Source organism: Treponema sp. OMZ 788 (assembly GCF_024181245.1).
In the GTDB taxonomy this organism is placed as follows: Bacteria; Spirochaetota; Spirochaetia; order Treponematales; family Treponemataceae; genus Treponema_B.
Genome location: NZ_CP051199.1, coordinates 1,264,289 through 1,284,534 on the forward strand (window position 1 = coordinate 1,264,289; position 20,246 = coordinate 1,284,534).

Genomic DNA, 20,246 nt, shown 5'->3' on the forward strand with positions numbered 1-20,246 from the left:
TAGCCGGTTATTTTAAGGATGGAAAATGAGTACACTTGTACCTTATGTAATTGAACAAACAGGAAACGGAGAGCGCAGCTATGACATTTTCTCTCGTCTTTTAAAGGATAGAATTATCTTTGTAGACGGAGAGATAAACGATATGTCGGCTGATTTGGTTGTAGCTCAGCTTTTGTTTTTAGAAGCACAAAATCCCGATAAGGATATAAGCCTATATATTAATAGTCCAGGAGGCTCTGTAACGGCAGGTCTTGCAATTTACGATACCATGCAGCATATCCGTCCCGATGTACAAACAATTTGCTTGGGCCAATGTGCAAGTATGGGTGCCGTGCTTCTAGCAGGAGGAGCAAAAAATAAGCGTTACGCCCTCCCCTCTTCCCGTGTTATGATTCATCAGCCGTGGGGAGGTGTTCAAGGTCAAGCCGTAGATATTAATATTCAAGCAAAGGAAATTGTGAGACTAAAAAAACTTACAATAAAATACTTTGCCGAAAATACGGGAAAGACTGAAAAACAGGTAGCAGCTGATATGGAGCGGGATTTCTTTATGTCTGCTGAAGAAGCCTTAGCCTACGGTATTATCGATACCGTTATGAATAGGAGAAAAGATGGCTCGAAATAGATTGGATGGGGCTTTAATATGCTCTTTTTGTAATAAGCCTGAAAACTCGGATCGTTTTGTTGTTCCGGGGCCCGGAGGAGTAGCCATCTGTGATAGATGCGTAGACCTTTGTGAAAGCTATATAAAGTCCTATAAGACAGTCAGACCCATTGACCGTACAGGCCCCATTCCTACACCGCAAGAACTAAAAGATTATCTTGATGAGTATGTAATAGGCCAAGATCAGGCAAAGAGGGTTTTATCTGTTGCCGTGTATAATCATTATAAGCGGATAATGAATCCTCCGCTAGAAGATGATGTAGTTATCGAAAAGTCCAATGTTCTTTTATTGGGTCCTACCGGTTCAGGCAAAACCCTTTTAGCAAGAACCCTTGCACAAAAAATGCAGGTTCCATTTGCTATAGCGGATGCAACAACCTTGACTGAAGCCGGCTATGTAGGTGAAGATGTCGAAAATATTCTTCTCAAGCTTATTCAAAATGCAAACGGGGATATAAAAGAAGCCGAAAGAGGTATAATCTTTATTGATGAAATAGATAAAATTTCAAGAAAGAGCGAAAATGTTTCAATTACCAGAGATGTATCAGGTGAAGGTGTTCAGCAAGCTCTTTTAAAGATAATAGAAGGAACCTCAGCATCCGTTCCTCCTCAGGGCGGTAGAAAGCATCCTAATCAGGATATGCTTAAAATAGACACAACAAATATCCTTTTTATATGCGGCGGAGCTTTCGTTGGTTTAGACAAGATAGTAGAAGCCCGAATCTCCACAAAACCCATAGGTTTCGGAGCCGAGGTAAAAAAACTTAGCGAAAAAAATCTTACGGAATTGTATGATCAGGTCTCACCGGATGATTTAGTAAAATTCGGTCTTATACCCGAACTAATAGGCCGAATTCCGATAAAGGTAGCATTAAATGAACTAAAAAAAGAAGACTTGACACGTATCTTGGTTGAGCCCAAAAACGCTATAATAAAGCAATTTCAGGCAACATTTAAGCTTGATGATGTCGAGCTCCACTTTGATGAAGATGCAATTACGGCAATTGCTCAACAAGCTATAGACCAAAATACAGGAGCAAGAGGTTTACGATCCATTGTCGAGAAGCTAATGCTGGATGCCATGTTTGAAGCCCCATCTTTAAAAGGAAGAAAGGAGCTTCTGATAAGTAAAAAGATGGTAGAAAGTACATCATCAAAACCTAAGATAAAACTTCTTGACGAAAAAACTGCTTAAAAAAGCATCAAGTAACAATAACTTAAAAAGACTGTACTAATGCAGTCTTTTTTTATACATTACCCTTGGCAATTACTATAAGAAAAGAAAAAAGAACAGCCAATACTACCGATAAAAACAATAAAACAATATCCGTAATAAACCTCATAAGATTAATTTCTTTATATCGTATCATAAAAAAAGTTTTTACTAAAATTGCGGCAAAGGTAAAAATTATAAGTAGGATACAAAGACTCATCAATACATTTAATATGAAAAATAAACTGGAGTCCAAAAAATCCTGAGAGCTGCTTAAAACATAAAAAACAAGAAACACTGAGATTGAGGCCGTCAAAAATCTTATTGAACGGTCTAGAAAGCGAATAGTAAATCTATTATATTGGGGAAGAGGCTTTAAATCTTTACTATCCATAAATTTTATTTTAAGTTCCAAATATGCGGATAAAAATATCCGCATATTTTATAAAGTTTTAGTTTTCCGATTCGGAATTTTGAACTTCTTCAGATACGGATTCTTCTGTAACTGAAGTTTCTTCTGCTGCACCTTCTTCATCTTTTCGAGGCTTTCTGCCTTTTTTTCTCTGAAGGTTTAACAGGCTTGTCTTCAGTAACCTGAGCCTCAACAGTAAAAGAAATTTCTGCAGAGGTATTTTCATAAAGCTTTATAACGGCCTTATGAACACCGGTAATCTTAACGGTCTGACCGGGGATTTCGATACGCTTTCTTTCAATATCAAAATCAAGTTTTTGCAGCTCATCAAAAAGAGTTTGAGTTGTAACTGCACCATAAAGTTTGCCGTTAGGTCCTGCGGGCATAAGAATCTTAATTGAAAGAGCTTCAAGTCTTTCTTTGAGACCTGCAGCATCTTGGCGTTTTGCAGCTTTTTTAGCTTCAATTTCTTCTTTGCGTGATTCAAAATGAGCCAGAGTAAACTCATTACAAGGAACGGCTAAGTTTCTGGGGAAGAGGTAGTTTCTGGCATATCCCTTGGCTACATTCTTAATATCTCCTTCTTCTCCAAGATACTTAACATCTTCATTCAAAATTACTTTCATATACAAGCTCCTAAAAAATATCGGCCCAATTCCGGGAGTCGGAAAGGGCTTAAATGTTTTATTTAATGTAAGCAAGGCTCAGGCCGACAGCCGGCTTATGCTTACATTAAAAAATCTACTCGTTCATAACGAAAGGAAGCAAGGCAACAGCTCTTGCTCGTTTAATCTCAACGGCAAGTTTTCGCTGATGTTTTGCACAAGTTCCGGTAATTCTTCTTGGAAGAATCTTACCTCTTTCAGTTATAAAGCGGCGTAAAGCGTCCGGTTCTTTATAATCGATCTTTAACTTTTGTGTGCAAAAGCGGCAAACCTTTTTTCTATAAAAGGATCTACCCTTTCTTTTATCTTCGCCATCGCGAATATTTTCCTGCATGTTAGCTTCCATGTCTACATCATTCATTGTTTCGTCCGACATTTAAATCTCCTTAAAATGGAATATTATCCAAATCTGAATTTCCCATATCCGGCTGGTAATCGTCATATGAAGGTTCAGGTCTTCTTTGATAAGCAGAAGGAGGCTGATTTCCATCATGATACGAATTATTTGAACTGCCCTGATATGCTCCTTGACGCTGAGGAGCTGACTGAGGTTGTCCGCCCTGACCGGCAGAACCTCCGACAAGTTGAATATTGTTGGCAACAATCTCAACCTTGCTTCGGGTTTGTCCGTCTTGCTCCCAACGGTTTTGCCTAAGCTCTCCGTCGATAGCGACCTGTTTTCCCTTTACAAGATATTGATTTAATGCCTCACCCTGCCGTCCCCAAAGAACCACGTCAAAAAAACTAGCTTCTTCGCTCCAGTCATCGCCTGTTTTCCGTCTTCTGTTGACAGCTACGGCAAAATTACAAACAGCAATACCGGAAGACGTATATTTAAGCTCAGCATCTCTGGTTAAGCGGCCTACCAATACTACATGGTTTATATCTGCCATAAAGTCTCCTTTTTAGTCCTCTAAACGGACAAAAAGATAGGTCAACATTTGAGTGATCAGCTTAAAACGCTTGTCCAATTCAATCATCTTTGAAGGATCAGCTTCAATGTTGAAAAGAACATATCGTCCCTTTGTCTTCTTTTTGATTTCATAAGCCAAATCCCGATCGCCGAAAGGCTCTTCAGATTTGATCTGAACACCGAAATCCGCCAGAATTGAATGTAGAGCATCTATTCCCGGTTTATAAAGATCTTCTTCAACCGGAAAAACCGTCATAAGTTCATAGTTTCTCATGTTCCCTCCTATGGACACATTTCTGAGGCCCGCATTTTCTGCGAGCCGGAGTTTTCATAGAATAGCAAAAAATACCATCTTAGTCAATACCCGGCATATAAGATGCCGGTATATTGAAGTCTTTAGCACTTCATCATGCCGAAAACCATTACGAAAAGAGCAACGGTTTCGCAAAGACCTACGATAGTAATGTACTGTACAAAGCCCTTTCCTGTTTCAGCCATAGCATCGGAACCTGAAGCAGAAGCCTTACCCTGAGCAATAGCAGAAGCTGCGATAGAAACACCGCAAACAAGGCCTAAGCCCAATAAGAACCAGTCGCTCTGAGATGAGGTAAGCATCCTGTTCATAAGCAAGAAACCGTAAAGAGTCTGCGTGAGAGGAGCACCTGCAAAGGCGACTAAACTAAAGGGAGCGGGCTTGTTATTCAAATAACAGCGCTTCCATGCACCGATTGTTGCCTGACCTGCAACGGCAAGACCGATTGCAGAACCGATAGCTGAAATACCTAACGCAGCAGCAGCACCAAAAAAACCAAAAGTCATATCCTTCCTCCAAATTTATTCGTTAAAGGGTTCATATTTAAAGCCCGACCAAGTCAAGCCCACATGATTAGAGAATTCCAAGGTATTCAATCGAACACCATGGACTATAACGGAAAGCACGTTCATAATATAGTTAAGACCGTGTCCGAACAATAAAAGTAAAACACCTGCAAAGATTATTACTCCGCCTAAGGCCGGACCTGCCATCTCGTTTACGGTTGCACTTATAGCACCGCCTGCAAGACCTACAGCCCAAAGTCTTATATAACTCATAATATCTGCAAATACGTTTACTACGCCCAAAAGCATATTTATAATATTCTTCAAGCTTTCAACAATTGCCGGTACTATTCCTGTAGAATAGTTTACAAAGATAAAGTTTAAAGCAAACCCTACACCTATCGCAAAAAGAACGGCATTATTGATTGCATACTTTTGGGAATCTACAACGAGGTTTAAAACCACAAAATACATTCCGCCGAGCATTGAAAGAGAGCCTACATCGGCAAGGAATTTAGGAGATTTAATATTCCTAAATAAACTTACGATATGGGCTATCATCAACTGGACCAAACCGAGAGTAAAGCAAAGCAATATCTGGTTTTGATTGCGTACATCCTCCGGTGTAAAGTTTGCAATTGCCGGCACAGCCAACTTTTTAAGGAAGGCCGGAACAATTTCCGTAGGCATACCGAACCAGTTACAAACAAGTGCTCCCCAAATGACAGTCATAAGTCCCAAATAGCCGAACATATAAAAAGCTGTAGGTACTTTTTGTTTTTTTGCCTTTGTTTTTAAAATCAAACCGATTGAAATTAATAACAAAACGGCACCATATCCGGCATCTCCGAAAATCATTGCAAAGAAAATGCCGAAAAATAGCAAGAACCAAAGAGAAATATCCGGTTCCGTATAGCCGGGAACAGTACCCAAAAAGTCGATTAAGGGAGAAATAAGATTTACAAGCTTATTTCTCTTTATCTTTGTAGGTACAGGATCATCTTCTTGCGGGTCTTGAGAAAGATAGGCCCAAGACTTTTCCTTTGCAAGGGATGAAAGCTGTGCTTCATCTTCACTTGGAATATAACCTGTAAGCCAAACAAGCTGGACTCCATCTTCTTCACTTCCAAAGTCTATTGTCTGCATACCGTCATGAACAATCTCAAATTGAAGTTTCTTGCTCACAATCTCATCCAAGGCATTTAGAGAATTTAGGTATGCTGACATCTTTGTCATTTCCTGCTTGTAAGACGCAATCTTTGCCTGCAAGCTCTTTAGTTTTTCTTTTAAGGCCTTAACTGAAGTCTCCGGCAGCTTTAAAGGAATAACATCCTGAGGTAAATCGTCAGGCAGAGCATTTGTTTCGCTCCAGATTAAAAATCTAACCCCTGTCTTGCCTTGCCCGATCCTTATTGTTTTTAAGCTTTCAGCAAGAGCATTATAGGTCTTTAACGGGGCTGTTGCCGGAAAAATATAAATTCCGTTTTCTGCTAAGAAGGTAAAATCAGCCCTGTCTATTTCACCCCACTCTTCATAAGAAGCTATTTCGCCTGAAAGCCTTGCAGCTTCTTCCATATTGCTCTTATAAGAAGATGTGAGCGATAATACTGAATCTACAAAGGTAAGAGTATCTTCTTCGCTTAAAAGAGAGGGAGGAGTTACACCTTTTTTCTCTTTTTTGGGAAGATATTCAGTCAAAAGACTCATAGCAAGAGTTATATCATTTTTTTCGGATCGTAACTCGTTTATGAGGGTTCCGTTTGCAGGGCGGTCCTCAATGTGTACAAGTCCTAATTTTCTTAAATCTTTTAAGGCATGACGCTGCTCTTTTTTTAAGACTAAAAGAGTTACTTTTTTCATTGGTACAATCATAGAGCTTCATCCTTATCATGAACCTTTTCAAGGTTCTTCTTTGAAATTTTACCGCGAACAACAGCTGCAACCTGCTGATCTCCCAAATAAACCGTTATTTTCTTTATGTTAGCCCTTGTTTCAGGTATCTTAACCTTTTCAAAGAGGTTCACGCGCTGAGTGGTAGTTCTAAGCTCTGAATTCAAAAGGCGTACTTGTTCATCAAGAACCTTTGCTTCAAGATCTAAGCTCAAAACTTCCTGCATTTTTTCGGCAGCCGTATCAACCCAAAGAGGTGTCTTATAAAGATCATATTTAGAGCGTTCAAATTCCGCACCGGAAAAAACGGGGATGCTTACGCCTGCAATATTTCCGGTTGAAGTCAGAATCTCCTTTATCTTAACCATAGAGGGTACAAAAACATTTTGCTCGCCGAATACTGCTACCCAGTCTTCGAATTCCTTATTAAGGGCATCTCTGTGAAGCCTGACTTCTTTGGCCCTAGTTTCGATGGTGCGGATTTCGGTTTGAAGCTGCTGTTTTTTAAGCTGAAGAGTCGGCAAGTATCTTCTATACATTTTTAGAGATTCTTTTTGATTTTTCAGCTCATTCTTTGTCAGTTTTATTGCCATAGCCTACCCTTTAGTTTGCCGGCCAGTACTTATTTACCAAGTCGGATTTAATACCGGTTTCTTCACGGGTAAAGCATTCGGAAAGAATCTTCCAGCCTAGGCTCAAAGCTTCTTCAAGCGGAATGTTTACGGACAAGTCCATCATTCCCGATTCGAATTTTGCACCGTATTTTAAAAGTTTTTCGTCCCATTCGCTCATCATAAAGCCCATGGATTTTTTCTCTAAGGTGTCTTTATATGAAGCATAGAGCTTAATCATGTTGTCCATAAGAGCTCGGTGGTCATCCCTTGTCTTACCGTTTACGTTTTGCTTTAATCGTGAAAGACTTCCGAAGGGTTCGATTCGTCCGTTTTTAAGATAGAACTGACCTTCGGTAATATAACCTGTATTATCGGGAACGGGGTGTGTTACATCGTCGCCCGGCATTGTTGTAACGGCCAAGACCGTAACCGAACCTGCATCGGCAAAGTCTACAGCCTTTTCATAGCGGGCTGCAAGCTGGCTGTAAAGGTCTCCGGGGTAACCTCGGTTTGAAGGAACCTGTTCCTGAATAATGGCAATTTCTTTCATTGCGTCTGCAAAGTTTGTCATGTCCGTTAAAAGAACCAAAACGTCCTTACCTGCGATGGCGAATTTTTCTGCAACTGCAAGACACATATCCGGAATCATAAGACATTCAACCGTGGGGTCAGCTGCCGTATGAACGAACATGGCTGTTCGGCTTAAAGCACCTGCTTCTTCAAGGGTATCTTTAAAATAAAGATAATCGTCGTATTTTAATCCCATTCCGCCCAAGATAATTACATCTACTTCGGCCTGCATGGCTATTCGGGCTAAAAGCTCGTTGTAAGGCTCGCCGGAGCTTGAAAATATGGGCAGCTTTTGAGAAACGACCAAGGTATTAAATACGTCGATCATCGGAATACCTGTTCTGATCATTCTGTTTGCAAGAATACGCTTTGAGGGGTTTACCGAAGGACCGCCTATAGGAATCATGTTGTCCTTTAGGGCGGGCCCCGAATCTCTGGGATCTCCTGAGCCGTTAAATATTCGGCCGAGTAAGTCTTCGGAATAGCTTACCTGCATTTCTTTACCCAAGAAGCGGACCTCGTCTCCGGTCGAAACACCGCGTCCTCCTGCAAAAACCTGCAAGGAAACCAAGTCTCCGTCAAGCTTATTAACTTCGGCAAGAGAGGCTCCAAAGCGGGTTTGAACCTCGGCTAATTCTCCGTATGAAACTCCGTCGGCCTTAACCGTAATAACCGAACCGTTAATCGATTCTATTTTGCTATATACCTTTTTCATCTTACACCGCCTGCTTCAATAATTTTTTTGCTCTATCCTCTAAGCTATCCGCTTTTTCGGCGATGAGCTTTTTAATTCCGTCTTCATGGGATTTAAATGCATCCGAGCCCCAAGGCGAGTAGTTATAGTCGATAAACATAAGTTTAAGTTTGCTGAAATAAGAGCGGGCTTCATCCTTAGAAATAAATTTGAATGAAGAACCTAAAATCTCAACCAAAATATTATATATATGCTGCTGTCTCTCAACCGAAACTGCATCGTCTACCTTATCAAAGGAGTTTTGCTGTAAGTAAACGGCATCAAGTAAGTCGCCTTTTAAGTAAATGATAAAGTCTTCGATGCTTGTTCCTTCTTCACCTACAACCTTCATCATCTGCTCAACCTCGGTACCTCGGCGTAAAAAGCTTCTTCCGTACTTAACTTGTTCTGAAGGAAGAACACTCGGATACTTTGACCAGGAATCAAGCGGGTGAATAGCGGGGTACTTTCGGGCATCGGATCGTTCGCGTGAAAGACCGTGGAAGGCACCTACAACCTTTAGAGTAGCCTGAGTTACAGGCTCTTCAAAGTTACCGCCCGCAGGCGATACGGTGCCTCCGATTGTAACGGAACCCTTTGATCCGTCGCTTAGGCGGACAATACCGGCTCTTTCGTAGAAGGCGGCTATGTAGGATTCAAGATAGGCAGGGAAGGCTTCTTCACCAGGGATTTCTTCCAAGCGGCCCGACATTTCTCGAAGAGCCTGAGCCCAGCGGCTTGTAGAGTCTGCAAGAAGAAGAACATCCAAGCCCATTTGGCGGTAGTATTCTGCAAGAGTTACACCGGTATAAACTGAAGCTTCACGGGCTGCAACTGGCATCGAAGAAGTGTTACAGATGATTATCGTTCTTTCCATAAGGGTTCGGCCTGTTTTGGGGTCTTTAAGCTCCGGGAATTCGGTAAGTGTTTCTACAACCTCACCTGCACGCTCGCCGCAGGCTGCGATAATTACTATGTCGACATCAGCATTTCGGCTGGTAGCATGCTGTAAAACGGTTTTTCCTGCACCGAAGGGACCGGGAATACAATAAGTTCCGCCCTTAGCAACAGGGAAGAATGTATCCATTGTTCTCATCTTTGTAACCAATGTTTCAGTAGGCTTTAAACGCTCTGCATAGCAATCAATTGGGCGTTTTACAGGCCACTTAAAGCTCATGGTAAGAGGAATTACATTACCTCTTTCATCGGTAACCTCGGCTATTGTGTCATCTACAGTATAATCGCCCTCAGGTTTTATAGATTTTAATTTATAAGATCCGTACATATTAAAAGGAATCATGATGCGGTGGGTAAAACTGCCTTCAGGTACGGTTCCAAGCAAGCCGGCACGCTTAAGATCATCACCTTCCTTAGCAACAGGAGTAAAATGCCATTTTGCTGTGCGGGAAAGAGCATTTAGATAAATACCTCTTTCCAAAAAATAGCCGGCTTTTTCTGCAAGCTCCGGTAGAGGGTTTTGCAGTCCGTCATAAACCTGACCTAAAAGACCGGGACCTAACTCTACAGAAAGAAGATCTCCTGTGAATTCGACAACATCCCCAACCTTTATTCCCTTTGTAATTTCAAATACTTGAAGCTGAGCTATATCACCTCGAATACGGATGACCTCGCTTTTTAGTTTTTTTGAACCAACTTCAACATAGCCTACTTCATTAAGGGTAACCAAGCCTTCAAAAGCAACGCTTATCATGTTACCGTTAATACCGACTACCTTTCCTTTTGTTTTAGTCATATCATAACTCCAAATACTATAGATAAAGCATAAATCCTAACTTTAAAAGCTGTTTTATAAAAATTACAAAACAACGATTAGATTTTATCACATAAATAAAAAATATGCAAGAAAAAAAAAATCAAAAATCTTAAAAATAGAGCTAAATTTTTTCGCTGTCATATTCTATAAGGGTTTTTACCGGTAAATCCTTGAGAACCTTGTTATAATTTAAAAACGGTAAGCCCACTACCCCGCAAAAACCGATTACCTCAGCCCCGCCCTCTTCTATAATAGTTCTTGCAGCATTTAATGTTCCTCCTGTAGCTATCAAATCATCCAATAAAAGGACTTTTTGACCCTTTACCACATCGGTTTTATGAACTTCAACAGCGGCCTGTCCATACTCAAGGTCATATGAGGCAGAGTATGTTTCTCCGGGGAGTTTTCCTTTTTTTCTAATTAAAATAAGAGGTATTCCCATTTTATATGCAAGGGGGGCGGCAAAAATAAAGCCGCGTGCCTCAATGGCAGCAATAGCATCTATCTTTTCATCCTTATACATTTCCGTCATCTTATCAAGGCAATAACTAAAAACTTTAGGATTGACCAAGATGCCGGTAATATCATAAAAAAGAATTCCTTTTTTAGGGAAATCAGGTACACGCCTTATGGCTTCATCTATTATTTTATCTTTCATAAGAAACAGTCTACACCTTATTTTTGCAATGGTCAATAGGAAGTGTAAGATTTTATAATTATTACTCCGTATACATTTTGCATATATCTCTTCCGCTTGCTTTGGCATTATATAGGGCGGTATCGGCAAAGGAAAGCATTGTTTCGTATGAAAGCTCATTGGTGGGTACAGATGTATAAGCACCTAAACTGATAGTTAAAATCTTATTCTTCGCAGCCGAATGTTCAATATTTAAATTTTTAACCTCAATACGAAGTTTTTCGGCAATCTTCATTGTGTCGCAGGCAGAGCTATTATAAAGTAAAATTAAGAATTCCTCTCCTCCGTATCTTCCTACAAAATCATATTTTGCTCTAAGATTTTTTTGTAAGGTTTGTGCTACACTTCTAAGAACATTATCTCCGGCTTGATGCCCGTATAAATCATTATATTGTTTAAATAAATCTATATCTATCATGATTAAAGAGACCTGCTGTTTATTATCCAATCCCTTACGCCATAAATCCTTTCCTACAGTGTCCAACAGCCTCCTGTTGCCTACACCTGTTAATTCGTCAACTGTAGATAAAACGGTAAGCTGCTCGTTAGCAGATATAAGGTCTTTTTGTTCTTCTTGGAGTTTTTTATTGGCTATTTTATATTGAAAAAGCTGACGAAGCCTGAAAACCAAAAATGTCATAATCGCCAAAACTAAAATATAGGCAGCAAACATAGGCATTGACAACCAAAAAGGCTTTTCGATAATAAATGTAAAAGAAGCCGGTTCAGGATATGGGTTCGATATATCTTTTACTTTGAATGTATATTTTCCGGAATCAAGGTTGGTGTATTGCACATAGTTTTTCATATTGGCATTAATCCAGTTTTTATCAAAACCTTCAAGCATAAACACATAATAAGGTCTTGAAAGCGGAGATAAATCCATAGATGCAAATTCAAAACTTATATTATTTTCTGAATATTTGTATTTGGAAGTCTTTTTAAAATCTATTTTAAATGCAGGAGTATTATTTCCGTTTACGCCTATTGTTCTGATTTTTACAGGCACCTCCTGTTTTTTAAAGGATAAAAGATAGTTAATGTCCACACCTAAAACGCCTTCCTGTGTTCCAACAAAGCAATCTTGTCCAATAATAACAGGATTTGTCGTAAACCGTCTTTCATGGTTATAAAAAGTATAACTGTATATAATTTCGGTATTTCGATTAAATATTGTCATACCTTTTATTGCGGCAACACAGACAGAATCATTGTCCATATGGGTCATACCGGTAATAAAATTTGAAGATAGACCGTCTGTTGAAGTATAATTTAAGATCTGCTTTGTTTCGGTATTGAGTATATTTATACCTCCGTCACTGGTTCCTACCCATAACTTACCTGAAATATCCTGAAATAATGAGGTTATTCTGTCAGAAGAAATTCCGTTTTTGTTATTGACATCGTATCTGTATATAGTAAATTCGTCTGTTGAGGGCATATATTCTGCAAGGCCCTTGTTGGTTCCTACCCATAGTCTGTTAGATGAATCTATCAGCAGGCTAAAAATCAGGTTACTGCACAAACTATTAGGATTTTTAGGATCATTTTTATACCTTTTTATAATTCCTGATGAAGGCGAGAATTTGATAAGACCTCCATCATAAGTGCCTATCCATAAAAATCCGTTATCATCGCTTATAATGCTGTATATGATTCTTTCTCCGTCTTCAATTATGTTTTTATTGTACAAATCGGCACCGATAAAGGCATCCAGCTTTTTATCGTACTTGCATAATCCGAGATCAGTACCAACCCATATATCTTCGTTTTTATCTATGTGAAATTTAAACACGGCATTAGAAATAATTTTCGATTCTGAAGATTTGTAATGACGGTAGTGTTTCTTTTTTCCGGCGTTTAAGTCATAATAAGTTATGCCGTTATTTAAAAGACTTATCCATAAGTTTCCGTTTTTATCCTTATTCAGATCAGAAACCGAATTTTCCCGTCCGCTTACTTTATTTTCATGCAGCAATATCAGTTTTGACCACATACGTTTAGTATCATAAATGTTTACACCGCCGCCGTTTGTGCCGACCCATAATGAGCCGTAACTATCTACATGTATCGAAAAAATAAAATCGTTTGAAAGATTGAACGAACGCTGCCTTGAAGTATATTCGGAATAAGTATATGTATTTTTATCGAAACTGATTAAGCCTCCTCCCCAGGTGCCTACCAAAAGTACATCATCAGAAAATTCGTTTGATAAACAAGATATTTTATTGTTTGAAAATGAAAAAAGGTCTCTCTTTCCGTTTTTAGGATCAATTCTAAATAATCCGGTATTCCAAACGGATACCCAATATATACCGTCTTCTTCCAAAATATTATGAACAAGGGATTCCATAAGAACGCTATCGTTTCCAAAAAAGCCGTGACGGTTTAAATCTTTTATTTGACTCGTCATATTCCCATAAACCGCCGTGTGTGCAGGCAAATATCTGCCCATTGGAGTCTTCATAGATATTGGCTATTCCGTTATTCCCTATGTAAAATTCTGAAGTTTGAGAGAACTCGACAACAGAACCGTCTTCTTCATTTAAGATATATAAACCGTCCAATGAACCTATCCACAAACGGCCACGTGAATCCCTTAAAAAACCGAATACAATCGAGTTAGTCATATCGAAATGAGTAAATGTCTCAGTATCAACATTAAACATTTCAACTCCGTCAAAGGTGCCAAGCCAAAAAACATCGCTTCCGTTTTTTGCCTTTATCGGATCTTTATACAAGGATTGAATTTGGGAAGACTGAATTGAATCTTTAGAAAAAGGAATATATTCATAGTTTTTATATTTAATACCGTCATAATAACCTAGGCCTTCTTTAGTACCGAACCAAATACGGCCGTATGAATCTTGAGAAATGGATGTGACAAATTTGGATGCAATTGATGAAGGCTGAGAGTAAAAAACGAAAACATCCTCGTCAGCAAATAAATTAAAAGTAAAAAAAACAAGCAAAAAAAGAATTACTTTTTTATGTGCATTATACATTGAAAAATCCTTTATTATTAAAAGCCAGCAATGACTCAAGAAATTCTAAAACATTAAAAAGAAAAAGTCAACTGCTTATTTATTAAAAGCATTAAACCGTGTCTTAAACAATGTTGAGCCCCATTTTTTTTAGGTCATCCAAAAAAGAAGGATAACTTATATCGAAACATTCGGCATCTTGAAGTATAAAATCTGAAGAATCTTTGCCATCAATACCAAACCCCATGACGGCAAGCATCATCGCAATACGGTGATCCCCATGCGAAAAAACTCGAGCAGGGATTAAGTCTTTTCCGTCATTTCCTTTGATAAGTAAAAAGTTTCTGCCCTCGGTAATATCAGCCCCAAGTTTTTTTAATTCTGAGGCAACAGCAAAAAGCCTGTCGCATTCTTTATAACGGCATATTTCTATATTGGTTAAAAGAGTTTCTCCCTGTGCAAAACAAGCAATTGCAGAAAGAGCAGGAACTGCATCGGGCATCTCTGAACAATCAAATGTTCCGCCCTTTAAACTTGAAGGAAAAACTTTTAGAATTTTATTTTTATCGTCAAAGTGAATCTCGGCATTCATTTTTTTTAGAATATTTATAATTCCGGAGTCTCCTTGAACATCATTTATATCTATGTTTTTTATGCCGATAGCAGAATGTGTAATCAAGCCCAAGGCAATTGGAAAGGCAGCACTTGACCAGTCAGCCGGAATAGTTGCCGAAAATCCCGGAATTTTTTGCTGGCCATTAATTTTAAATGTTTTAAAATCGCCTGAAACATTGAACGAAATACCGCAAGTTTGGAGCCAATGAAGTGTCATTTTTAAATAAGGAAGTTCCCCTGCCCTTTGTAAATTTATTTGCAAAAAATAATTACTAAGAGCGGCTCCAAGCAAGAGTCCGCTTACAACCTGAGAAAAATCTCCTTCAAGATGGACTGCTTTTTTTTCAAGACCTTTGATTAAAGATGCATCTTCAGGAATACTGATTGGTTCTCCTAAAACACGTATCGGAGCTTTTCCAAGACCGTCAAAAAATTCGTATTTTAAACCGAATTCATCATAGATGTCCGTTAAGGGTGCAAGAGGCCGTTTTAAAATTGATAAATCTCCGGTTAAAACAAAGTCTGAAGAAATTAAAGAAAGAATGGAGCCTAAAAAATAAAAAAGAGTGCCGGAATTTCCTGCATCGATTTTTATGGATTGTTGACTTTTAATTCTTTTTTTTAAACCAGCTTTTGGAGGAAACACAATTATATCGGCAGATGATTTTGTTTTGTTTTCTATTCGGAATTTTACGCCTAAGGATTCAAATACCGTTATCGCAGTTTTAGTGTCTCCGCTGATAAGAAAATTTTTAATCTCTGAAGAGTCTTCTGCAAAGGAAGCCAACACCAAGGCCCTCATTGAATGACTTTTTGATGGCGGAACCTCTATTGGTAATGTAGAAAGAGGTAAGGATTTTTTAATTTTTAAAATCATTTTTTTAAAAGAGCTTTTAGTTCTTTTAGGCGTTCTTGATCTTCACAGTCAGCCAAGAGCTTTATAGTTTCCTTAGCTTTTTCTTTACGGTTTGTCTGAATATAAAGGTTTGTAAGATCAAATAAAAGTTCATCGCTTTCACCGAATTCTTCGATAGCCTGCCTTAAGCTTACTTCAGCACGGGCGTGATCGCCTTTTTTTACCGCAAGAAGGGCTATTAGCCTGTATATTCTTTCGGTGGGCTCAATATCCATTGCCTTAACCAAAAGGCCGTCTGCATCATTTAGATAGCCTATCTGTATCGAGTTTTCTGCCTTATCCGTTAAAAGAACGGAATCTTCAGGGTTCAGCCTTAAAGCCTTTTGATACCAAGTATCCGCTTCATCATATTGCTCATCAAAAAATAAGGCATTTGCATAAATATGAAAGGCTTCGGCCCTATTTCTTTCTGCCGCCAAGTCGGCTGTTCCTGCCTCTATATCAAAAAGAGGAGCACATTCTTTTAATCGGCCTTGAAGACGCATAACTTCCACATAGTTTTCCAAAATAACTATTTCATCAGGAAGAAGACTGCGGGCTTTTTCAATTTCTATTTGGGCATCAAAAAAATCATCCTCATCTATGGCGCAAAGAGCCTTTAAATTAAACATCCAGCCGTTATTAGGCTCAAGAGTTTCAGCCTCTGCAAGAGGAGCAGTGCAATCCTCCCCTATCAGATAAAGAGCTTCGGCCAAACGGAAGTGATAAAGGCCGTGCTCGGGCCCCAGCTTACAAGCCTTTTTGAAGAATTTTATAGCTTCTTCAGGGTTTTCGTCGTGAATAAGGAGTCCGTATAAATACCATATCGTAGAATCGCTTGTTTTTGCATCACAAAGCTTTTTAAAATTAATCTTAGCTTCCCATTTGTTCTCTACGGCATAATAAAATTTACCGCTTAAGGCCCAAGTACGCTCATCTTCCGGAGCAATACGCTCAAGGGCGTTTATTACATCGGCCATTTCGTTATATTCTTCAGAAGCTAAAAAGAGTCTTCCGGCCTCGGAATAGGCTTCTACAGCTTCCGCCTTATTTCCGGCAAGATTAAGCTCGTTTGCCTCATTATACTTTAATAAACCTTGATCAGGTTTTAATGCAAAGGCCTTTGCATATGAGGCAGCCGATTTTTCATGTTCCCCTTGAGAATTCAAAAAATGTCCTTGTAAAGAGCAAAGCAAGACAGATTTTTCAATTTCTTCATTAGGAATATATTTTAAAAGATCTCCCAATTTTTTCATATTGCCTGACTGATAGTAAAGGCCTGCAAGTTCAGCCATTATTTCATAATCATCATGCTCAATATCCAGGGCCTGCAAAAATTCCTTTTCAGCCTCTTCGTTTAAACGCTGAGCAAAATATATTCTTCCTGCCAAAATATGATCCTGAATAATGGGCTCACGGAGCTTCCATGCTTGTTTTATTTGATAAATAGCGGCAACATATTGCCCCATAGCATAATAGGTTGATGCAAGATTTATATAGGCCTCAGGCGAAATAGCATCAGGATTATTTGCGGCGGAATCGGTGTTTTCTACAAGAAGAGGCTGTGAAATAATTTTAAATTCGTTAAGATAAAATTTTACCTTTGAATGAGTCTCCCAGTTTTGCCCTGCAAAACCGATTTTTCCGGCAGCCTGAACAATATCGGAATCAAACTTACCAAGCCAAGTATTGTTCACAAGAATAGTGATACTTGTTCCTGCACAGATTAATTTTATTTTAAATTTTGCACTATCAACATCCGTTAAAGGTTTTGTCCAGCCTAAGATTGGCATTGGTGTGGAATTTACGACAGCTTCAAGCCTGATCCATCCCTTATCCGAAATAAGAAGAGAATAAAAAGCCTTATCGCTTATATGACGGAATACAAAGCCTGCGGCACAATAACCGGCACTTGAGTTTTGCTCAGGAATGAAGTTATCTTTAAATCCGGGCAAATCAATTTCGGCATCAAGAACAAAATCCTTATATCTAAATACGGGGTTTAAGGTCCAAGCATAAAGATGCTTTCGTTTAAGCTCCAAAAAGTAAGAAGGATTACCTTCTGGATTTTCTTCGAATAATGATTGGTAACCGTCTCCTTTTTCTTCCAAAAAGCGGGCATTTTCTTTTTTCGAAAAATCTGCCTCCCATATTTCTTCCTTTATTTCTTCAGGATCAATCACAAGACGGGATTTTTTGCTTTCGGATCTTTTTAGAAATTTATTCTTAAAATAATAAAAATATAACTTAAGTCGTTCCATAATATTTTACAAGATTACAAAAAAAATGCATTTTAGTCTAGCAGGTAATTACAATTCGAGACTTGCTATCTTGTTTTCTGCATATATTCCATATGGTTTAATTAAAACTGAAAAAATTGCGGCAGGAATACCGCAAAAGTAAATTAAAATTACCCATAAATATGAGTTCATTGTAAAAAATACGGCAACGGCAGAAATTGCCAAAATGATCATATTAAAAAACATTATAAAAAGAATGTTTGTATTTTGCTTCATTGCGGCAACAGGATTATCCCAATGCAGTTTAGGATGTGCAGTATCCAAAAATAAGGACACTAGATTGACCAAAGCCGAAAAGCAAAGAGCTACCATAGATGACAGCACTATATGAAAGATGCCGAATTTAAATACAAAGCTTGCAAAGCCTACCCCTATCACTATGGCAAAAACAGCAAAAATCATAGCATGGGCTAATTTAGCATACATATAAACTGCAATATCAACCGGTAAACTTTTAATAAAGGGAATAAATTTGGCATCCCGTGAAAGAGCCGTGTCCGCAATATTGGTCATTGAGCCTAAAAAACCGGCTGCAAGGCCCGTAATTACAAAACCTGCATTTCCCTGCATAAAATCAAGTACATGAGGCGGCACATCATTTAAGTTTGTACCCTTTGCAATGCTTATAACGATTATCAATACAGGCATAAAAATAATCGAAAAGGGGCCGTTTAAAAGGTAAACCGGAGTACGGTTCATCATTTTAAATTCCCTCTTCAAATAAGCCATAAAAGGACTTGATCTTTTTATATTTTTGCTTAAATAAGCGGAAACTTGTTTTGCTTCAAGTTTTTTTATGCTCTTTTCGTTAAAACCTATTAGGCTTTCGGTGTAAAGCTTTGACATAAAACCTATAATCAAGGCAGGGAAAACAGCACAAAGGGCAATCAGCAATACGAGATATAAAAAGCTTAAAACAGAATCCGGAGCACTTAAAATATACCCTACAAGTTTTATCGGAGGATAGTATGCTCCATAAGATTGAAAGGCGGCAGCATTGGATCCCACCATTGTATAAATAGCCTCAGGGTCGGAACCTGTAGCCGATTGGATTATATAATTAAATCCCAAAGCGAGAGACATACCTACAATTCCGTTGACAGCCATGACAACATTTTTATTTTTAAAAATTCTAGTAAAACGCATGATAAGAATATTAAAAAAATAACAGACCGAAATCATGGGTAGAGGGATTACCAAGGCACAGATGAGGGCCCATAGATAAAATATAAGAGGAGGGGCTTCCATATAGCCGTAGATTCCCATCAACACAGCAAAAAAGGCAACAGAGGTAATAAGCGAATTAATTGTGTTTGCAAAAAATTTTGATGCAAACAAGGTACGCGGTTTAATGGGCATGGCCAAAAACTGTTCTTCAATTTCTCCGATGTAGTAGGTGGAAATAGTCAGCATAAAGCCGAATAATAGACTCATAAAAGAGATAAGAACAGCCGTTACCTCAAACAGAATATTTATATTGTTGACAGCCTTCGCCGTTCCGTATAGTCCGAAAATCAAAAAGCCGAAGATAAGCAAAAACTCTGCAAAGACCACCAAAAACAAGACCGCAATACCGGCTATCTTAGCCTTGGAATTTCTTGTTACGGTTTGCTCTCCCCTCTTTTTTCTTTTTTGAATTTGAGCCTTAAAATTCTTAAAGTTAAAAACCGAAGCCAAATAAATTTTAACCAATCTAAAAAAAACTTTCATAATTTTTTAACTCTCTTAAGCTTCTCCGTTTTCAAAATCAAAAGAAGATTTATCGTCAACGAGTTCCAAAAATAGCTTTTCAAGAGAGGCGTTTTCTCCTCGTTTTTCCCTTAATTCTTGTAAAGAACCCTCAAACATAATTTTGCCTGAATTTATGATTGCAAGTCTGTCGCAAAGTTTTTCGGCAACCTCCATAACATGGGTAGAAAAGAAAACAACCTTTCCGGCATCAGCTCTTTCTCTCATAATTTCCTTTAACGAAAAGGCAGATTTGGGATCCAAGCCTACCATGGGTTCATCCAAGATCCAAACAGCAGGGTCTGATAAGAGGCTTCCGGTAACCAAAAGTTTTTGCTTCATTCCGTGGGAAAAACTTCCTATACTCCCGTTTAAGGCCTCATTTATTCCGAAAAGTTTAGTATAACGCTCTATTCTTTCTTGTCTTATATCTGCCGGAACTCCATAAACATCTCCGACAAAATTTAAATATTCAGCCGCCTTTAATTGGGAAAAAAGTTCAGGATTATCGGTAACATAGCCTATTCTTCTTTTTGCTTCCATAGAGTCTTCAGCTATGTTTATGCCGTCAACGATTATTGAGCCGGAATCCGGATTAAGAACTCCGGTTATCATCTTAATTGTTGTAGTTTTTCCGGCTCCGTTCGGTCCTAAAAAGCCGAAAATTTCGCCGTTTTTTACATTTACAGAAATACCGTCTACAGCCTTTGTTTTAGAAGAACCGTAGGCCTTTGAAACATTTGAAATTTCAATCATAAAT

The 20,246-nt window shown here is 38.6% G+C and carries 17 protein-coding genes and 1 pseudogene; 2 read left to right on the forward strand and 16 right to left on the reverse strand.

Translation table 11 applies throughout. The annotated features are described in order from the left end of the window. Positions 1-25: 25 nt before the first annotated feature. Both clpP and clpX read left to right on the forward strand, forming a co-directional pair. Positions 26-625, forward strand: a complete 600-nt coding sequence (clpP, locus tag E4O00_RS06110; RefSeq protein WP_253679260.1) for an ATP-dependent Clp endopeptidase proteolytic subunit ClpP — start codon at positions 26-28, stop codon at positions 623-625. Beyond that, positions 612-1,859 carry an ATP-dependent Clp protease ATP-binding subunit ClpX gene (clpX, locus tag E4O00_RS06115; protein WP_253679262.1) on the forward strand — a complete coding sequence of 416 codons (1,248 nt, stop codon included), beginning with the start codon at positions 612-614 and terminating at the stop codon, positions 1,857-1,859. The genes clpP and clpX overlap by 14 nt, the downstream gene beginning before the upstream one ends. Positions 1,860-2,329: 470 nt before the next feature. Here clpX and rplI read toward each other — a convergent pair. From rplI to E4O00_RS06195, 16 genes and pseudogenes are all read right to left on the reverse strand, one after another. After that, positions 2,330-2,915 (reverse strand): annotated as a pseudogene (gene rplI, locus E4O00_RS06120) (50S ribosomal protein L9). 115 nt (positions 2,916-3,030) lie between these two features. Next, complete coding sequence (rpsR, locus tag E4O00_RS06125) at positions 3,031-3,300, reverse strand: 30S ribosomal protein S18 (protein ID WP_371921897.1); 270 nt, start codon at positions 3,298-3,300, stop codon at positions 3,031-3,033. Between the two features lie 40 nt (positions 3,301-3,340). After that, a complete protein-coding gene (locus E4O00_RS06130) occupies positions 3,341-3,847 on the reverse strand; it encodes a single-stranded DNA-binding protein (protein WP_253679268.1) in 507 nt (168 codons plus the stop codon). Between the two features lie 12 nt (positions 3,848-3,859). Then, on the reverse strand, positions 3,860-4,141 hold the full coding sequence (gene rpsF / locus E4O00_RS06135; protein ID WP_253679270.1) for a 30S ribosomal protein S6: 282 nt from the start codon (positions 4,139-4,141) through the stop codon (positions 3,860-3,862). A 122-nt stretch (positions 4,142-4,263) separates the two neighbouring features. Beyond that, positions 4,264-4,686 (reverse strand): V-type ATP synthase subunit K, encoded by a 423-nt coding sequence (locus E4O00_RS06140; RefSeq protein WP_253679272.1) that lies wholly within the window; start codon positions 4,684-4,686, stop codon positions 4,264-4,266. Positions 4,687-4,701: 15 nt separating this feature from the next. Next, entirely contained in the window at positions 4,702-6,558 is a 1,857-nt protein-coding gene (locus E4O00_RS06145; protein WP_253679274.1) for a V-type ATP synthase subunit I, read from the reverse strand. Then, a complete protein-coding gene (locus E4O00_RS06150; RefSeq protein WP_253679276.1) occupies positions 6,555-7,169 on the reverse strand; it encodes a V-type ATP synthase subunit D in 615 nt (204 codons plus the stop codon). Before E4O00_RS06150 ends, E4O00_RS06145 begins: the two co-directional genes overlap by 4 nt. A gap of 10 nt (positions 7,170-7,179) precedes the next feature. Continuing rightward, positions 7,180-8,475, reverse strand: coding sequence for a V-type ATP synthase subunit B (locus tag E4O00_RS06155; protein ID WP_253679278.1), 1,296 nt, complete (start codon positions 8,473-8,475; stop codon positions 7,180-7,182). A gap of 1 nt (position 8,476) precedes the next feature. After that, positions 8,477-10,246 carry a V-type ATP synthase subunit A gene (locus E4O00_RS06160; protein ID WP_253679280.1) on the reverse strand — a complete coding sequence of 590 codons (1,770 nt, stop codon included), beginning with the start codon at positions 10,244-10,246 and terminating at the stop codon, positions 8,477-8,479. Positions 10,247-10,388: 142 nt separating this feature from the next. Then, entirely contained in the window at positions 10,389-10,925 is a 537-nt protein-coding gene (locus tag E4O00_RS06165) for an adenine phosphoribosyltransferase (protein ID WP_253679282.1), read from the reverse strand. 61 nt (positions 10,926-10,986) lie between these two features. Beyond that, positions 10,987-13,377 (reverse strand): ligand-binding sensor domain-containing protein, encoded by a 2,391-nt coding sequence (locus tag E4O00_RS06170; protein ID WP_253679284.1) that lies wholly within the window; start codon positions 13,375-13,377, stop codon positions 10,987-10,989. Further along, positions 13,325-13,969, reverse strand: a complete 645-nt coding sequence (locus tag E4O00_RS06175; protein ID WP_253679292.1) for a ligand-binding sensor domain-containing protein — start codon at positions 13,967-13,969, stop codon at positions 13,325-13,327. Before E4O00_RS06175 ends, E4O00_RS06170 begins: the two co-directional genes overlap by 53 nt. 103 nt (positions 13,970-14,072) lie before the next feature. Further along, positions 14,073-15,440: a 3-phosphoshikimate 1-carboxyvinyltransferase gene (gene aroA, locus E4O00_RS06180; RefSeq protein ID WP_253679294.1), complete on the reverse strand. Its 1,368-nt coding sequence runs from the start codon at positions 15,438-15,440 to the stop codon at positions 14,073-14,075. Then, positions 15,437-17,719 carry a tetratricopeptide repeat protein gene (locus E4O00_RS06185; RefSeq protein ID WP_253679296.1) on the reverse strand — a complete coding sequence of 761 codons (2,283 nt, stop codon included), beginning with the start codon at positions 17,717-17,719 and terminating at the stop codon, positions 15,437-15,439. Before E4O00_RS06185 ends, aroA begins: the two co-directional genes overlap by 4 nt. A 48-nt stretch (positions 17,720-17,767) precedes the next feature. Further along, positions 17,768-19,468 carry an ABC transporter permease gene (locus E4O00_RS06190; protein ID WP_253679298.1) on the reverse strand — a complete coding sequence of 567 codons (1,701 nt, stop codon included), beginning with the start codon at positions 19,466-19,468 and terminating at the stop codon, positions 17,768-17,770. 15 nt (positions 19,469-19,483) lie between these two features. Beyond that, on the reverse strand, positions 19,484-20,242 hold the full coding sequence (locus E4O00_RS06195) for an ABC transporter ATP-binding protein (protein WP_253679300.1): 759 nt from the start codon (positions 20,240-20,242) through the stop codon (positions 19,484-19,486). Between the last annotated feature and the right edge of the window lie 4 nt (positions 20,243-20,246).

Excerpts from the sequence above, each read along its gene's own strand:
- E4O00_RS06150 (WP_253679276.1), bottom strand. The coding sequence starts at position 7,169 with ATGGCAATAAAACTGACAAAGAATGAGCTGAAAAATCAAAAAGAATCT.
- clpX (WP_253679262.1), top strand. The coding sequence starts at position 612 with ATGGCTCGAAATAGATTGGATGGGGCTTTAATATGCTCTTTTTGTAAT.
- E4O00_RS06185 (WP_253679296.1), bottom strand. The coding sequence starts at position 17,719 with ATGGAACGACTTAAGTTATATTTTTATTATTTTAAGAATAAATTTCTA.
- E4O00_RS06175 (WP_253679292.1), bottom strand. The coding sequence starts at position 13,969 with ATGTATAATGCACATAAAAAAGTAATTCTTTTTTTGCTTGTTTTTTTT.
- E4O00_RS06155 (WP_253679278.1), bottom strand. The coding sequence starts at position 8,475 with ATGAAAAAGGTATATAGCAAAATAGAATCGATTAACGGTTCGGTTATT.
- E4O00_RS06190 (WP_253679298.1), bottom strand. The coding sequence starts at position 19,468 with ATGAAAGTTTTTTTTAGATTGGTTAAAATTTATTTGGCTTCGGTTTTT.
- E4O00_RS06140 (WP_253679272.1), bottom strand. The coding sequence starts at position 4,686 with ATGACTTTTGGTTTTTTTGGTGCTGCTGCTGCGTTAGGTATTTCAGCT.
- E4O00_RS06195 (WP_253679300.1), bottom strand. The coding sequence starts at position 20,242 with ATGATTGAAATTTCAAATGTTTCAAAGGCCTACGGTTCTTCTAAAACA.
- E4O00_RS06130 (WP_253679268.1), bottom strand. The coding sequence starts at position 3,847 with ATGGCAGATATAAACCATGTAGTATTGGTAGGCCGCTTAACCAGAGAT.
- aroA (WP_253679294.1), bottom strand. The coding sequence starts at position 15,440 with ATGATTTTAAAAATTAAAAAATCCTTACCTCTTTCTACATTACCAATA.
- E4O00_RS06160 (WP_253679280.1), bottom strand. The coding sequence starts at position 10,246 with ATGACTAAAACAAAAGGAAAGGTAGTCGGTATTAACGGTAACATGATA.
- rpsF (WP_253679270.1), bottom strand. The coding sequence starts at position 4,141 with ATGAGAAACTATGAACTTATGACGGTTTTTCCGGTTGAAGAAGATCTT.
- E4O00_RS06145 (WP_253679274.1), bottom strand. The coding sequence starts at position 6,558 with ATGATTGTACCAATGAAAAAAGTAACTCTTTTAGTCTTAAAAAAAGAG.
- E4O00_RS06170 (WP_253679284.1), bottom strand. The coding sequence starts at position 13,377 with ATGACGAGTCAAATAAAAGATTTAAACCGTCACGGCTTTTTTGGAAAC.
- clpP (WP_253679260.1), top strand. The coding sequence starts at position 26 with ATGAGTACACTTGTACCTTATGTAATTGAACAAACAGGAAACGGAGAG.
- E4O00_RS06165 (WP_253679282.1), bottom strand. The coding sequence starts at position 10,925 with ATGAAAGATAAAATAATAGATGAAGCCATAAGGCGTGTACCTGATTTC.
- rpsR (WP_371921897.1), bottom strand. The coding sequence starts at position 3,300 with ATGGAAGCTAACATGCAGGAAAATATTCGCGATGGCGAAGATAAAAGA.